Source organism: Gordonia sp. DT101 (assembly GCF_049844895.1).
Lineage (GTDB): Bacteria > Actinomycetota > Actinomycetes > Mycobacteriales > Mycobacteriaceae > Gordonia.
Genome location: NZ_JBNCLX010000008.1, coordinates 37,981 through 51,883, shown reverse-complemented (window position 1 = coordinate 51,883; position 13,903 = coordinate 37,981). Strand labels below are relative to the sequence as shown.

Annotated in this window: 14 protein-coding genes and 2 tRNA genes; 6 read left to right on the top strand and 10 right to left on the bottom strand. The window is 66.0% G+C overall.

Features of this window, described 5'->3' with window-relative positions; genetic code table 11:
* The first annotated feature begins 2 nt into the window (after positions 1–2).
* Entirely contained in the window at positions 3–395 is a 393-nt protein-coding gene (locus ACLQ3I_RS21940) for a holo-ACP synthase (RefSeq protein ID WP_425793546.1), read from the top strand.
* 183 nt (positions 396–578) lie between these two features.
* On the opposite strand, the gene ACLQ3I_RS21935 is transcribed toward ACLQ3I_RS21940, so the two are convergent.
* Both ACLQ3I_RS21935 and bcp read right to left on the bottom strand, forming a co-directional pair.
* Entirely contained in the window at positions 579–1,211 is a 633-nt protein-coding gene (locus ACLQ3I_RS21935) for a TetR family transcriptional regulator (RefSeq protein WP_425793547.1), read from the bottom strand.
* A gap of 24 nt (positions 1,212–1,235) precedes the next feature.
* Positions 1,236–1,709: a thioredoxin-dependent thiol peroxidase gene (gene bcp, locus ACLQ3I_RS21930; protein ID WP_425793548.1), complete on the bottom strand. Its 474-nt coding sequence runs from the start codon at positions 1,707–1,709 to the stop codon at positions 1,236–1,238.
* Positions 1,710–1,941: 232 nt separating this feature from the next.
* Between bcp and ACLQ3I_RS21925 the strand changes: the two genes are divergently transcribed.
* From ACLQ3I_RS21925 to ACLQ3I_RS21905, 5 genes are all read left to right on the top strand, one after another.
* Positions 1,942–2,163, top strand: coding sequence for a DUF3618 domain-containing protein (locus ACLQ3I_RS21925; RefSeq protein ID WP_425793549.1), 222 nt, complete (start codon positions 1,942–1,944; stop codon positions 2,161–2,163).
* On the top strand, positions 2,160–3,380 hold the full coding sequence (locus tag ACLQ3I_RS21920; protein WP_425804785.1) for a L,D-transpeptidase: 1,221 nt from the start codon (positions 2,160–2,162) through the stop codon (positions 3,378–3,380). Before ACLQ3I_RS21925 ends, ACLQ3I_RS21920 begins: the two co-directional genes overlap by 4 nt.
* An 82-nt stretch (positions 3,381–3,462) precedes the next feature.
* A tRNA-Lys gene (locus ACLQ3I_RS21915) sits at positions 3,463–3,538 on the top strand.
* Between the two features lie 210 nt (positions 3,539–3,748).
* A complete protein-coding gene (locus ACLQ3I_RS21910; RefSeq protein ID WP_425804783.1) occupies positions 3,749–4,963 on the top strand; it encodes a L,D-transpeptidase in 1,215 nt (404 codons plus the stop codon).
* Between the two features lie 133 nt (positions 4,964–5,096).
* Entirely contained in the window at positions 5,097–6,239 is a 1,143-nt protein-coding gene (locus tag ACLQ3I_RS21905) for an acyl-CoA dehydrogenase family protein (protein ID WP_425804780.1), read from the top strand.
* Positions 6,240–6,258: 19 nt separating this feature from the next.
* On the opposite strand, the gene ACLQ3I_RS21900 is transcribed toward ACLQ3I_RS21905, so the two are convergent.
* The 8 genes from ACLQ3I_RS21900 to cmrA all read right to left on the bottom strand — a co-directional run bounded on the left by ACLQ3I_RS21900 (position 6,259) and on the right by cmrA (position 13,883).
* Positions 6,259–8,316 (bottom strand): neutral/alkaline ceramidase, encoded by a 2,058-nt coding sequence (locus ACLQ3I_RS21900; RefSeq protein WP_425804777.1) that lies wholly within the window; start codon positions 8,314–8,316, stop codon positions 6,259–6,261.
* Between the two features lie 49 nt (positions 8,317–8,365).
* Positions 8,366–8,986 (bottom strand): TetR/AcrR family transcriptional regulator, encoded by a 621-nt coding sequence (locus ACLQ3I_RS21895; RefSeq protein ID WP_425793554.1) that lies wholly within the window; start codon positions 8,984–8,986, stop codon positions 8,366–8,368.
* A 22-nt stretch (positions 8,987–9,008) separates the two neighbouring features.
* Positions 9,009–10,484 carry a flavin monoamine oxidase family protein gene (locus ACLQ3I_RS21890; protein WP_425804774.1) on the bottom strand — a complete coding sequence of 492 codons (1,476 nt, stop codon included), beginning with the start codon at positions 10,482–10,484 and terminating at the stop codon, positions 9,009–9,011.
* 276 nt (positions 10,485–10,760) lie between these two features.
* Positions 10,761–10,922: a hypothetical protein gene (locus ACLQ3I_RS21885; protein ID WP_190268129.1), complete on the bottom strand. Its 162-nt coding sequence runs from the start codon at positions 10,920–10,922 to the stop codon at positions 10,761–10,763.
* A 70-nt stretch (positions 10,923–10,992) separates the two neighbouring features.
* Entirely contained in the window at positions 10,993–12,069 is a 1,077-nt protein-coding gene (locus tag ACLQ3I_RS21880) for a threonine aldolase family protein (RefSeq protein ID WP_425793556.1), read from the bottom strand.
* 96 nt (positions 12,070–12,165) lie between these two features.
* Positions 12,166–12,238 (bottom strand) — tRNA-His (locus tag ACLQ3I_RS21875).
* A 103-nt stretch (positions 12,239–12,341) separates the two neighbouring features.
* Positions 12,342–12,941: an oligoribonuclease gene (gene orn / locus ACLQ3I_RS21870; protein ID WP_425804771.1), complete on the bottom strand. Its 600-nt coding sequence runs from the start codon at positions 12,939–12,941 to the stop codon at positions 12,342–12,344.
* Positions 12,942–13,061: 120 nt separating this feature from the next.
* Positions 13,062–13,883, bottom strand: a complete 822-nt coding sequence (gene cmrA, locus ACLQ3I_RS21865; protein WP_425804768.1) for a mycolate reductase — start codon at positions 13,881–13,883, stop codon at positions 13,062–13,064.
* Positions 13,884–13,903 lie beyond the last annotated feature (20 nt).

The window sequence follows — 13,903 nt, the reverse complement described above, 5'->3', positions numbered from 1 at the left end:
CGATGAGCGTTCTCGGAGTGGGCATCGACATAGTGTCGATCCCGGAGTTCGGTGAGCAGTTGAAGCAGCCCGGCACGACGTTCGCGGACCGATTCACGGTTCGCGAACGCCGTGACGCGGCCGCGGGCACCGGCGACGAGGCACGCCATCTCGCCGCACGGTGGGCGGCCAAGGAGGCCGTGGTGAAAGCATGGTCGGTGAGCCGGTTCTCGCGGTCGCCGCTGCTGCCGCTCATCCGCCACAGCGACATCGAAGTGGTCACCGACAACTGGGGCCGCCCGGCGATCCGCCTGGGCGGAGAGATCGGCGATCTGCTCAAGGACACCCGCCTGCACATCTCGCTCACCCACGACGGCGACACCGCCGCCGCGGTCGCGATCCTGGAAGGCGTCTGACGGCTTTCGCCGATAGGGGTCGGCTCCGGTGACCTCGATACGCGAGCTCGCTGCGCTCGCCGGCTACTCGATCGGCGGTGGGGATGGTCGCGCCGATCCGCGGTAGGACGGCTACTCGATCGGCGGTGGGGACGGTTGCGTCGATCGGCGGTTGGGGTGACGTATGCGTCGATCGTGCGCGGCTCAGTCCTCCGCGGTGGTCTCCTCGAGCAGTAGGTAACCGGCGAGCATCCGCTTGAGCTCGGCGACCGTCTCGTCGTGGTCGTGACCGTCCTGGACGGAGAAACTCAGCACCGAGTACGCGGTGTGCACCAGCACCTGCGACATCATTTCGCGCCGACCGCGTTGGGTCGGTGTGAGCGGCGCGAGGATGTGTGCGACCTGGTCGGCGAGTACGCGTTCATTCCGTGAGGCGGTGGCCCTGGTGGCGGGGGTGGACTGCACGGCCAGCCAGACCGCACGGCGTGACGGGTCGTCGCGCCAGAGCGCGGCGAGGTGATCGAGGAACCTCTCGAGCAGGTGGGGCCATTCCAGCGAAGGGATCTCCGACGAGAAGGCCGCCAGCTCCTCCCGGACGTCGACGGTGTCCTGTCGGTCGAGTTCACAGACGATGACGTACTTGTTGGCGAAGTACTGGTAGAGGGTGCCGATCGGGACCTCGGCGCGTGACGCGATCTCTTCGCAGGTCAACGACTCGAAACCGACCTCGATGAGCAGGTCGCGGGCGGCGCCGAGCATTGCGGAGAACTTCTTCTTGCTACGTTCCTGCGTCGGCCGCTTGCGAGGGACCAGCGGCTCGGCGAGTGATGCGGACATCGTCGTCGCTCCTCGAGGCCGGTCTCACACGGCAATATCGCGCCGGAGCTTGGCGACGTGCCCCGTGGCGCGGACGTTGTACTGCGCCACTTCGATCTTTCCGTCCTCGTCGACGAGAAAGGTCGAGCGGATCACTCCGGTCACGGTCTTGCCGTACATCTTCTTCTCGCCGAACGCACCCCAGGCGGTGAGGACCTCCTTGTCCGGGTCGGACAACAGCGGGAAGGTCAGGCCCTGCGCCTCGGTGAACTTCGCCAGCTTGGCCGGCTTGTCGGGCGAGATCCCGAGCACCGCGATCCCCGCGTCATCGAGATCCTTCAGGTTGTCGCGGAAATCACATGCCTGCTTGGTGCAGCCAGGGGTGGACGCCGCCGGGTAGAAGTAGACGATCACCTTGTGCCCGGCGTAGTCGGACAGGGACACCGGCGTGTCCTGCGAGTCGTGAAGGGTGAAAGCGGGGGCTGGGTCTCCGACGGACAACCTCGGTGTCGCTGGCATACCGCCAGGTTAGTCGATGCGCACATCGGCCGGATGCCGCGTGGGGGAGCGGAATGTCGGTATCGCTCGATTTCGTGTGGGTGCTCCGGCGCCGCGCAGGGCGGCGCGCATGCCTGGTGGGGCCGCCGATGCCGTAGTCTCGAAAGGTCGCAACCCAGGCGTCGGGCGGGCGGCCGGAACGCTGTCGCACACCGATCCGATGACGCCGTCAATCACGTATGGGAGGAACCACGTGGCCGGGGATACCGAACGTATCGAGCAGGAGATCGCGCAGGCGCGCGAGGACCTGGCCAAGACCCTCGATTCGCTGGCCGATCGCGCGAATCCGCAGCGGCTCGCAGAGGACGTCAAGAAGAAGGTGATGGCCACCCTCTCCACGCCTGCGGTGAAGTACGCGCTGGCGGGGGTCGGGACAGTGGTCGTCGTCGTGATCGTACGAAAGATCGTGAAGTGACCGATGTTCGTCTGCCCGGCACCCGCCGGGCTCGTCGCCGTGGCGCCGGAGTGGCCCTGGTGGCCGCACTCTCCGTCGCCGCGCTCGCGGGTTGCTCCGAGTCGTCGAGCTATCCCGACGTCATCACCGACGCCCAGAGTCTCGATTCCGTGGCGCAGCCGACCATCTCGGTGACCGGCTGGCATGACCAGCCGATGAACGACAAGGCCGTCGGTGTGATGCCCGGCGCGCCGATCACCGTCACCTCCCACGACGGCAATCTGTCGTCGGTGGTGGTGTCGGGGCCCGACGGTCCGGTTCCGGGGAAGACATCGTCGGACGGGTCTCACTGGGTCTCCACGGGTGCCCTCGACTTCGGTGCCGACTACTCCCTGACGGCGGCCGCCCGCGGCGTCGACGGCGCCGGGGCACGCAAGATCGGCTTCACCACCGCCTCGGCCGACTCGCTGGCCGACGCGTCCACCGTGACCGGCGACGGCGAGACCGTCGGCGTGGGCCAGCCCGTGGTGATCAACTTCGACACCCCGGTCGCCGACAAGCACAACGCGGAGAACGCCATCAAGGTCACCACCGACCCGCCGGTCGAGGGCGCCTTCTACTGGCTGAACGACAGCATGGTGCGCTGGCGTCCGGAACATTTCTGGAAGCCCGGCACCAAGGTGCACGTCGCGGCGAACATCAAGGGAATCGACCTCGGCGACGGCGTGTTCGGCGAGAACAATCTGGATTCCGGCTTCAAGGTCGGCCGAAGTTTCGTCGCCGTCGCCGACGACAAGACCAAACAGCTGACGGTCTCGGTGAACGGCAAGGTGGTCAAGACCATGCCGACCTCGCTGGGCAAGGACTCCACGCCCACCAACAACGGGACCTACATCGTGGCCGAGCGAGAGCCGAGCGTGGTGATGGACTCATCGACCTACGGTGTCCCGGTGAACTCGCCCGAGGGTTACAAGGAGACGGTCTACGACGCGACCCGAATCTCGTTCAGCGGCATCTACGTCCACTCCGCGCCGTGGTCACTCGGCGACCAGGGCGTCGACGACGTCAGCAACGGATGCCTGAACGTGAGCCCGGAGAACGCGGAATGGTTCCTCAACCATGCGTTGCGTGGCGACATCGTGATCGCGAAAAACACTGTCGGTCCAACGCTTCCCGGCGACGACGGGCTCGGGGACTGGAACGTCCCCTGGTCGGTCTGGAAGAAGGGCAATGCCTGATCGGCACGGTGCGTAGGAGCCGTCGCGGGGGCGATTTCACTTCTGTCGCCACGACATGTAAGGTTCCTTTTCGCACCGGCAAGCGCCATTAGCTCAATTGGCAGAGCAGCTGACTCTTAATCAGCGGGTTCGGGGTTCGAGTCCCTGATGGCGCACCACACACACAGATGAACGCAACGCCCCGCCCAGCGCGGGGCGTTTTTCTGTCAGGTGGAACACGCTGTGCGGGCCCCGATTCATCCGGAGGACCGACTCGGACAAACCGGTCGCACGTTGTCTCGTACACTTGTCTCCAACCGTGGGTCAGGGGCGCGTCGTCGTCGACGTGAGCGGTGAGATCGTCGTGGTGGTTACAAGGTTGGAGGATCATGGGGATCAGTCGTACCCGGATGGGGCGTCGCTCACCGCTCACGCTCATCGGCGTTCTCATCGCGGTCGTCGCAGGGGTCTCGTCGTGCACTGAGGACCCGAAGTATTCGTCGGATGTCGGTAGTTCCAAGCTGATCGACGACATGCTGAAGCCAGGGGTGGAGATCTCCGAATGGGGCAATCGCCCGCTGGCAGACCAGGCGGTCGGAATCCAGCCGGGTGCGCCGATCACCGTTGCCGCTCGCGAAGGCGCCATCACGGGGGTCGTGATCGCCAAAGCCGACGGCTCACCGGTCAAGGGTGAGCTCTCCGAGGACGGCACCACGTGGACCAGTGCCGAGCCGCTCGGCTACAACCGCACTTACACACTGCAGGCCGACGCTGTCGGGATCGGCGGCAAGAGCACCAAGCGCGTCTCGTTCACCACCCGTGCGCCGAACAACCTCACGCAGGCATACCTGACACCGTCGCCGCGTGAGACGGTCGGCGTCGGTCAGCCGGTCGCGATCAAGTTCGACGAGCCGATCCCGGACCGGAAGGCCGCCCAGGACGCCATCAAGGTCACCACCGATCCGCCGACCGCCGGCGCGTTCTACTGGATCAGTGACTCCGAGGTCCGGTGGCGTCCACAACACTGGTGGAAGACCGGCACCACGGTGAACGTGGCGGTCAACACCTACGGCATCGACCTCGGCGACGGATTGTTCGGCCAGGAGAACGTGCGCACCGACTTCCAGGTGGGGCGGTCGATGATCATCACCGCGGACGACAACAGCAAGCAGGTCAGCTTCGCCCGGGACGGCAAGGTGCTCCGCAGTATGCCCACCTCGATGGGAAAGCCGGGTGCGGAGACCGACAACGGGGTGTATCTGGTGTCGGACAAGCACGACCACATCATCATGGACTCGTCGACCTACGGCGTGCCGGTGACGTCCGCCGACGGTTACCGCACGCCCGTGGACTATGCGACGCGGATGTCCTACAGCGGCATATTCTTCCATTCCGCACCGTGGTCGGTCTGGGCCCAGGGCAACACCAACACCAGCCACGGCTGCCTGAACCTCAGCCCGGACGATGCGCTCTGGGTCATGCGCAACACCCTTCGTGGAGATCCGGTGGTGGTGAAGAACACCGGGGGAGCTGTCCTGTCGGGTACCGACGGACTGGGGGACTGGAACATCCCGTGGGCCGTCTGGTCGAAGGGCAACGCCTGACCGACGGTCGGTGGTCTGTCGACAGTCGCCATGCTCGATGATCCGCTTCGGGTGTCTTCGATCCGACGTTACCAACGCGCACTGTTACGATCACCGATGACAGTAACGTCCGACGACAAAGGGTGTGCCCGACATGGCCGAACGCTCCTCCTGGGAAACCGACGATCTCACCGCACTGCGCGACCTCGCTCGCAGCTTCTGCGAGAAAGAGATCAAGCCGAACATCGAGAAGTTCATCGAGCAGCATCATGTCGACCGTGACCTGTGGAACAAGGCCGGTGAGCTGGGGCTCCTCTGCATGTCGATCCCGGAGGAGTACGGCGGCGGTGGTGGCACCTTCGCCCATGAGGCGGTGCTCATCGAAGAGCAGGCTCGCATTGCCGATTCGTCCTGGGGGGCGAGCCTGCACAACGGGATCGTCGCGCACTACCTGCTCGCCTACGGTTCCGAGGAGCAGAAGAAGACCTGGCTGCCCAAGATGGCCGCCGGGGAAGTGGTGGGCGCCATCGCCATGACCGAACCGGGGACGGGTTCGGATCTGCAGAACGTGAAGACGAAGGCGATTCAGCTGGGCGACGAGTACGTGATCGACGGGTCCAAGACCTTCATCACCAACGGTAGCCAGGCTGATCTGATCATCGTGGTGGCCAAGACCGACACCGGCGAGGGCGCCAAGGGGATCTCGCTGGTCCTCGTCGAAGCCGATCGTGAGGGGTTCCGCCGTGGCCGGGTACTGGACAAGGTCGGTCAGCGTGGCCAGGACACATCGGAGCTCTTCTTCGACGGCGTCCGCGTGCCGACGTCGAATCTGCTGGGGCAGGATGAAGGTCAGGGCTTCATCCAGCTGATGCAGCAGCTACCGCAGGAGCGGCTCATCATTGCGGTCGCGTCCGTGGCAGGCATGGAGAGCGCGGTCGCACAGACCATCGAATACACCAAGGACCGCACCGCCTTCGGCCGGCCGATCTTCGGGTTCCAGAACACCAAGTTCAAGCTCGCCGAGGCCGCGACGGAGACGCGGATCGCGCGAGTCTTCGTGGACGACTGCATCACCAAGCATCTCGACGGCAAGCTGGACATCCCGACCGTGGCGATGGCGAAGTGGTGGACCAGTGATCGTGCCATGGTCGTGGCCGACGAATGCCTGCAACTCTTCGGTGGGTACGGCTACATGAACGAGTACCCGATAGCGCGGATGTGGGCCGACAACCGCGTCCAGAAGATCTACGCCGGGACCAACGAGATCATGAAGGAGATCATCGCGCGATCCCTCTGAGCCGCCGAGAGATCGTCGATCAGGTGACCGTGAATTCCGTCGAGGTGCCGCTGAACGACCGCGTGGACCCGTTGTCGGCGCGGCTGTCCCCGTGATACCGAATGCGGAACCGGCCGGACGTGCTCGACGGGATCGTCCACACGATCCGGACAACCGAGGCCTGGGTCTCACCGGCCGGACGCCGCCAGTGGAACTCGGTCTCCCAGTCGTTGTCGGTGGCAACGGTGGTCCAGGACATCCCGTCTCGTCGTTGTACCTCGAGGTACGTCCCGCCGGTGCGCAGCCGATTGTTCGGGTGCGCACCGACGAACTCGACCACCGCCGTCCGACCAGGGCGGTACCGACCCGCGGGGCGGGTCAGCAGGTCTCCGTATGCGCGACCCGCCACCGGACGGTCGGGCGGGACCGGTGGCAGCAGGTCGGGCTGGAATCCCGACTTGTTCAGCGGGGCGGGGCCCCGGCCGAGCGGGCTGCCCGAGGCCATCGCGGCGGCCAGCGCATGGAACTCCTGCATGTACGCCGACAGCGTCCATCGCCCGAACTGGGTCTCGCCGCCCTCGTACTGCTGGGCGTCGTACTCTTCGGGGGTGGTGACGTACTGCGTGTAGGAATTCGAATAGCCTTGCACCAGAACGTTGTCGGGGTCGGTCCGCAGCGCATCGGCGACGACGGTCCGTAGTCGGAGGCCCGCGATGATGGTCACCTCGGCGGGCACCGCGACCAGGACGAGCTCTCCGATGCGGAGGATCTGCAGCGGGACGACCTGAGGTATCCACGGTGCCGGTGGCATGATCCCGAGCGGGAACAGGATCAGCTTGGGGGCCTGCATGTCGCGAATCCACGGGGAGACAGGCGGTCGCCGGTCGCCGCCGAACGCGGAGACCAGCGGGTTGGTCGTGCCCTCCTTCAGGAACGGGAGCTGGGATTTCCAGTTGTCCTCGGTACTGGTCGCCGCCGCCGCGGCGCCCATCATCGCCGGCGTCGTGGCGGCCGGTTTGCCTTCGGGCGTGTAGGCACCATCGATCTTCACCGCGGACATGTCGACGTAGCGCACGATGGAATCGACACCGCCGCGGGTCATCGGGCGCGCGTTGTCGAATGCGGTTCGGCCGGCGAGATATTGGCGTTCACCGATCATCTCACAGTTCGTCTTGTTGTCGGAGGTCGGACCGCCCGGATGCATCTTCACCAGGTTGAGATTCGGTGTCATGTCACCGCTGTTGGTCTGCGGGAAGGCCGCGACGAAGCCGGGATGCGTGCGCTCCCAACGGTAGCTGGCGTAGCCCTTGTTGTCGCCGGCGATGAGTCGATTGCGGTCGGTCAGCGACGTGCCGTGGGTGGAGAACCAGGTGATGGCGCCGACGTCGGTCCCGCCCTGCCGGAATCGTAGGACGGTGACCTTGGGGTCGATCGCCCCGGGGAAGTGCTTGCGCTCGGAGCCGGGGTTGAGGTCGAACGCGACCTTCGACCGGTTGCGGCTTGCGTTGTGCAGTTCGCCGTGGCCGATGGAGAGCGTTCCGGGTGCGAGATCCTCGTGCGCGCGCACGATGGCTGTGTAGATCCCGTTCAGCTCGGCCTCGTAGGAGTTCTTCTTGAAGCCGTACGCCGCAAGAGAATACGCGAAGTCCCAGGCTGTACCCCCGCACGACGCGTGGGAGTGCGTGGCATTGAGATTGACGTTGCGCTCGGTGTAGAGGGAGCCGAACTTCTGGCGGAGCCGGGGCATCAGCCCCATGTGGTGTGACTCGAAGAGGCAGGCGATGTCCGAGGTCACGAACACCACTCGCTCACCGGTGGCGCGGTCGACGATGATGTAGGCGCGCGCCCAGCACCGCTGGAGGAGGCCGGCTGCGACCTGGTCGGCATCGGAGTAACCCATCATGCCCTGACCGGCGATGGCGCCGGTGATGTCGGCGATACCGCAACCGACGAGAAGATCGGTGCTGCCTGTGCGAGCCGCCGAACCGTTCGCGTTCGGTGCCGCCTCGGCCACCGGCAGGCCCGCGGCGAGTGCGGCACCACCCCCGACGGCGGTCGCCGCGACCCCGGTGAGAAGTTGTCTGCGTGTCACGTCCATGATCTGTCCCCCTGTCGATGTCGCGTCATCGTCGACGCGGAAGTGTTGATCAACTCGAGCGTGTGTCGGTCACGTGGCCGAGCAACAACGTCACGGTTGCCTCGGCGATGCGTTCGCAGACGGCGCGGTCGCGCGTGTTGAGATAGGCCAGGGTGATCCCGTCCGTGGCCGCGACCACGAGCGGGGCCATTTCGTCGGCGGGACGGTTCCATTCGACTCCGGCCTGCTCGGCTCCGATGCGGAGGCCGTATGCGATGGCCTCGTAATAGCGGCGGTACATGTCGGCGCCGAGCCGGTCGAGCCCGGCGGTCTGTCGCGCGTACTGGTTGAGGGAGATCATCGCCTGCTCACGGTCCGGATCCTCGATCAGGCCGTCGAGGTAGCCGAACAAGCTCGCCCGCAGAATGATTCGGATGCCATCGACACCACCGACGTCATCTGCCGACGCCGCGAGGAGTGCCTCGGCGATCACCGCCAGCTCCATGTCGGTACCGCGCTGCACCAGCGCGGCCAGCAGGTCGTCGCGCGAGGAGAACACATAGTGGAATGTCGAGAGCGTCATCCCCGCCTCGGCACAGATGGCCCGCGTGGTGGCGCCGTCGACGCCGGCGCGGGCGATCACCCGGAACGCCGCGTCGAGCAGCAGCTCGCGACGCTTCTCGACGGGCATCCTGGCCATGATGTGTCCCGGATCAGCGGAGGTCGTCGAGGACTTCGCGTGCAGCGCGTCGGCCCGATCGGACCGCGCCGTCCATGTACCCGGTCCAGTAGTCGGCGGTCTCGGTGCCTGCCCAGTGGATGGGGCCGACCGGATCACGCAGTGCCGGCCCGTATCTGGTCAGGGTCCCCGGTGAGCTGACCGCAACCGGACCACCCCGTGACCACTCCTCGAGATCCCACTTGAAGACGCCGTAGTCGATGAGATCGCGCGCCTCCGGACCGAAGTAGTCGACGAAGTTGCCGACACATTCACGGACGATCTGGCTCTCCGGCGCATGATCGAGCCTGCGCATGGCGTCGGCGGAGATGAACCCGATGAGAATGTGACGATCTTCGGCATGACTCTCGAAGGTCACATCGATCGGGCGTCCGTTGCCGATCACCTGACCGGAGAAACCCTTGTCTCGCCAGAACGGTCGTCGGTAGAGGGCAGAGAACTTGCTGACCGCCCCCATGTGGAAACCGCGACTGAGCGCGACGCGTGCGGCAGGCAGTCCGGGTCGGAACCTGATTTGACCGCTGATCGCGGGCGACATCGCGACGATGACCTTGCGCGCGCGAAATGTCCCGGCATCGCTGCTGACCGAGGCGATTCCGCCCGTGTGGTCGATGGAGCGGACCGGAGCGTTGTACACGACACGTGGCCCGAGAGCGTTCGCCATGCGCAACGGGATCAGTGCGGCGCCGCCCTCGAAGAGACTCTCCTGCGCGCCGCCGTCGGTGCTCAGCAGGCGGATGAGCGTTCCGGGATTGTTCTCGTCGCCGGACGCCGCGATGTAGTTGATGTAGTAGAGGGCGGAGACCTCGTCGGGGCGCACCGAGAGCGCGGCCGACATCGCGATACTGGTCAGCATCCGTGCGGTCGGGTCGGTGGTGACTGAGTCGGTGTACTGCTGCCAGGTGATCGAATCCAGATAGCGGGCGTTCGGATGCTTCCAGGCTTCGCCGACGGGGAAGGGGAGCAGGGCCTCTGCCTGGGCGCGGGCCAGTGCCGGCAGCGCCTCGAGTGTCGAGAACTCCGCCGGCAGTGGTAGCGCTGCGGGCATCCGGGTGCCGTTGTCCGTGTTCCAGAAGACGCTGTCGCCCTGGTTGTAGGTGCGGATCGAACGCACGTCGTATTCACGGGCGAGGCCGGCGATGTGATTCTGCGTCGGTCCGATGAACTTGGCTCCGGCATCGAGGATGGCGCCTCTCCGTGGCGTGGTGATGTTGTGGACCCGTCCACCCGCCCGGTTGCGTGCCTCCAGCACGACGACCGACGCTCCGGACTCGCTCAGGGTCTTGGCCGCCGACAACCCGGACAGTCCGCCACCGACCACGATCGCGTCGACCGTGTCGCCGGGAGCGGCGGCCGCACGACCGGGACCCAACGTGGCCGCGCCGGCGACCGTGCCCGCGCCCGCGAGTGCCCCGCCGAGAAAGAGGCGACGTGAGATGTGTTGGCTCATGAAGGTTTCCGATCCGGCCAGGGACTGCTGGAGTCCGCCACGGGGTACGACGAAACGTTAGGGTCCAGATGTTTAGGTCATTTGACCTGAAGTAACGGCAGAGTAACAGGTGCCTGTGTCATATGTCTCGAAGGTCCGGTGTTTCGTGTCGGGTCACCGCCGGCGGGCACCACGAAAACACCCCGCCGCCGACGATTCACCTCGCGGTGACAGGGGATCGTCGGAGACGGGGTGGAGTGGCCGGCGAACCACGACGGCGTGATCCGCTGCGTCGCGCTACTTGTACTTCTTGATGATCTTGGCCGCCTCGTCGGCGTCGACGTTCTTCGCCACGAGCTTGGCGTTCTTGGTCTTCCGGATGGAGTACTTGCCATCCTTCTTCGCTGCGGCAACGTGCAGACCGACCTTCTTGGCCGCCTTGTTCAGATCCTCGAGCATGCGCGGGATGCTACGGGATGGAGATGAACAATCGGCGTTGCGGAGGCCGGTGGCTCGCGATGGCGGTCGGCTACGGGGCGTCGACCGCTTGCCGGATCGCCGTCACGAGCGCATCGACCGCGTCGGGTGTGGTCGCATGCGATGTGACCAGACGGGCGACACCGGGTTCAGGGTGACCGTGGTGAAAAACGAAGCCGTCGTGGACGAGTGCCTCGACGACGGCATCGGGTAGCCGGCAGAACACGATGTTCGCCCCGCCGGTTCCCTGGAGGTGTACCTGCGGCGTCGCGCGGAGGCCGTCGACGAGGCGTTCGGCCATCGCGTTGGCGTGGCGAGCGTTGCGCAACCAGAGGTCGTCGGTCAGGTACGCGGCGAGCTGAGCAGACTGAAATCGCATCTTCGAGGTGAGCTGGCCCGCCCGCTTGACCCGATAGGCGAGTTCGGTCCCGAGTGTCGTGTCGAAGCCGACCACGGCATCGGTGGTGAGTCCGCCGTTCTTCGTCACGCCGAAGGAGAGGATGTCGACGCCCGCGCGCCACGTCATCTCGGCCGCAGTGATGTCCAGTGCGACAAGAGCGTTCGTGAACCGTGCCCCGTCCATGTGTACCCGCAGGCCCGCGTCGTGGGCGATCGTCGACAATACGCGGATCTCGTCGAGGGTGTAGACCGATCCGCCCTCGGTGGCCTGCGTGATGCTGACGACCTGGGGCTGGGCGCTGTGGATGCTGCCGACGCCTGCGCGCACGGCGCGGCCGAGTTCGTCGGGATCGATCTTGCCGTCCGGCCCGTCGAGGGGGAGCAGTTTGCCGCCGGAGGTGAAGAACTCCGGCGCGCCGCACTCGTCGTAGAAGATGTGACTCCCGCGATGGCAGAGGACCGAACCCCAGGGATCGAGAAGGGTCGCCAGGGCAAGCCCGTTGGCCGCGGATCCCGTCGACACGCAGTGCACGATCGCCTCGTGGTCGAAGATCTCGGCGACCTTGCGCCGGGCTTCTGCGGTGACGGTGTCCTCGCCGTAAGCGAGGTGCCCACCGGCCGACGCCCGCGCGACCGCCTCGACGATCTCTGTCGAAGCACCGACCCCGTTGTCGCTGGCGAACATCCGATCGGCCGGGTGGCCGGCGAGCGCGGCGTCCGATTCAGGCATGAGTACAAGTGTAGGTGGACCGAACAGCCGTCCCCAGGGCCGTCGAACAACAATGCCCCACCTGCGAAGCCGCAGGTGGGGCATTGTTTCTCTCGGGGTGGATGACGGGACTCGAACCCGCGACAGCCAGGATCACAACCTGGTGCTCTACCAACTGAACTACATCCACCATCGGCGTCCGTCACCCAGGATCGCTCACCGGGTCCCAGAGCCAAGGTCATACTCTAGCGGGTCGGGCCACCCGAACTCCAATCGGCCGACGCTCCGCGTGTTCACGCAGGCCCGAGGTCCTTGACGATGGCGGCGAGGTGATCGACGTCGGGGCCGGGTGCCGCGACGAAGGCGGCCGTCCGGTAGTACTTCAGCTCGCGAATGGACTCCCGGATGTCGGCGAGTGCGCGGTGGGCGAGTCCCTTCTCGGGCTGCCCGTAGTAGATCTTCGGGTACCAGCGGCGGCACAGCTCCTTGATCGAGCTCACGTCAACCATCCGATAGTGCAGGTAGGCGTCGAGTTCGGGCATGTCCCGGGCGATGAAGCCGCGGTCGGTGGCGATCGAATTGCCCGCGAGCGGCACGGCGCCTGCCGTGGTGACCTGAGTACGGATGTAGTCGAGGACCTGCCTCTCGGCTTCGGCGACGGTCACCGTCGAGGCGCGCACCTCGTCGGTCAGGCCGGATGCGGCGTGCATCTTGGTGACCACGTCGGGCATTGTCGCGAGGTCGTCGTCGGAAGCGTGGATCACGATGTCCACGCCGTCACCGAGGACGTTGAGTTCGCTGTCGGTGACGAGCGCGGCGATCTCGATCAACTTGTCCGATTCGAGACGCAGACCGGTCATCTCGCAATCGATCCACACCAGTTTGTCCTGCATCCGGTCAACCTTAGTCGTCGGTGCGGTTCGCGACGGGCAGTGACCGGACTTGTTTGCTGTGGTGCACTCGCAGTCGGGCCGATTCCATGGTCGATGATCCGCGGAATGCGCGTGTCGGGACTACGGGTTGGCGGGGCCGTCGCCGCCGAGTCTGCGGTAGAAGCTGCCGACGATCGGGGCGACCACCGCGCGCGGGCTGTAACCACCTGCCACCGACATCGCCTTGGACAGGGTGCCAGGAACCACGCGCATCTTGTTGTTCTCCAACGCATCCAGGCTCAACTCGGCGACCTTGACACTCGAGTGCCAGAGGAAATCGGGGACCACGCGATCGACGATCGAGGCATCTTCGGGAGCGGGTGTCGAGGTGCGTACCGGGCCGGGCGCGAGCAGCGTCACGTGGACGCCCCGGGGGCCGACCTCACCACGCAGCGACTCGCTGAAGGAGTTCACGAAGGCCTTGGTGGCCGCATAGGTGGCGTTGTTGGGGATGGGCATGTTCCCGGCGGCCGAACCCACCATGAGGATGCCACCGGAACCCCGGCGCACCATCTGTGGCAGGACCGCCAGGGTCAGGTCATGGACGGCGTTCACATTCAGGCGGACCTGTGCGCGCTCGTAGTCGGGGTCGAGCTCGCTGAGGGCGCCGAACGTCGAGATGCCAGCGTTGTTGCAGAGGACGGAGACCTCGCGGTCGGCGAGCTCGGCGCAGAACACCTCGACGGCGGACGGATCCGACAGATCCACCGCTCGGACCTCGGCCTGGACATCGTGCTGTGCGCGGATCCGGGCGGAGAGATCTTCGAGGATGTCGCCGCGCCGGGCGACCAGGACGAGCGAGTGCCCGCGCGCGGCCAAGTCCCAGGCGAGGGCCATCCCGATGCCCGATGAGGCGCCGGTCACCACGGCGCGGGCGGACTCGTTCGGCGCAGGTATACCCATGACAGAAATCCTAGTCGGGC

Bases quoted from the DNA above. Each gene is read 5' to 3' on its own strand.
- ACLQ3I_RS21940 (WP_425793546.1), top strand. From the start codon at position 3: ATGAGCGTTCTCGGAGTGGGCATCGACATAGTGTCGATCCCGGAGTTC.
- ACLQ3I_RS21935 (WP_425793547.1), bottom strand. From the start codon at position 1,211: ATGTCCGCATCACTCGCCGAGCCGCTGGTCCCTCGCAAGCGGCCGACG.
- bcp (WP_425793548.1), bottom strand. From the start codon at position 1,709: ATGCCAGCGACACCGAGGTTGTCCGTCGGAGACCCAGCCCCCGCTTTC.
- ACLQ3I_RS21910 (WP_425804783.1), top strand. From the start codon at position 3,749: ATGGGGATCAGTCGTACCCGGATGGGGCGTCGCTCACCGCTCACGCTC.
- ACLQ3I_RS21905 (WP_425804780.1), top strand. From the start codon at position 5,097: ATGGCCGAACGCTCCTCCTGGGAAACCGACGATCTCACCGCACTGCGC.
- ACLQ3I_RS21900 (WP_425804777.1), bottom strand. From the start codon at position 8,316: ATGGACGTGACACGCAGACAACTTCTCACCGGGGTCGCGGCGACCGCC.
- ACLQ3I_RS21895 (WP_425793554.1), bottom strand. From the start codon at position 8,986: ATGCCCGTCGAGAAGCGTCGCGAGCTGCTGCTCGACGCGGCGTTCCGG.
- ACLQ3I_RS21890 (WP_425804774.1), bottom strand. From the start codon at position 10,484: ATGAGCCAACACATCTCACGTCGCCTCTTTCTCGGCGGGGCACTCGCG.
- ACLQ3I_RS21885 (WP_190268129.1), bottom strand. From the start codon at position 10,922: ATGCTCGAGGATCTGAACAAGGCGGCCAAGAAGGTCGGTCTGCACGTT.
- ACLQ3I_RS21880 (WP_425793556.1), bottom strand. From the start codon at position 12,069: ATGCCTGAATCGGACGCCGCGCTCGCCGGCCACCCGGCCGATCGGATG.
- orn (WP_425804771.1), bottom strand. From the start codon at position 12,941: ATGCAGGACAAACTGGTGTGGATCGATTGCGAGATGACCGGTCTGCGT.
- cmrA (WP_425804768.1), bottom strand. From the start codon at position 13,883: ATGGGTATACCTGCGCCGAACGAGTCCGCCCGCGCCGTGGTGACCGGC.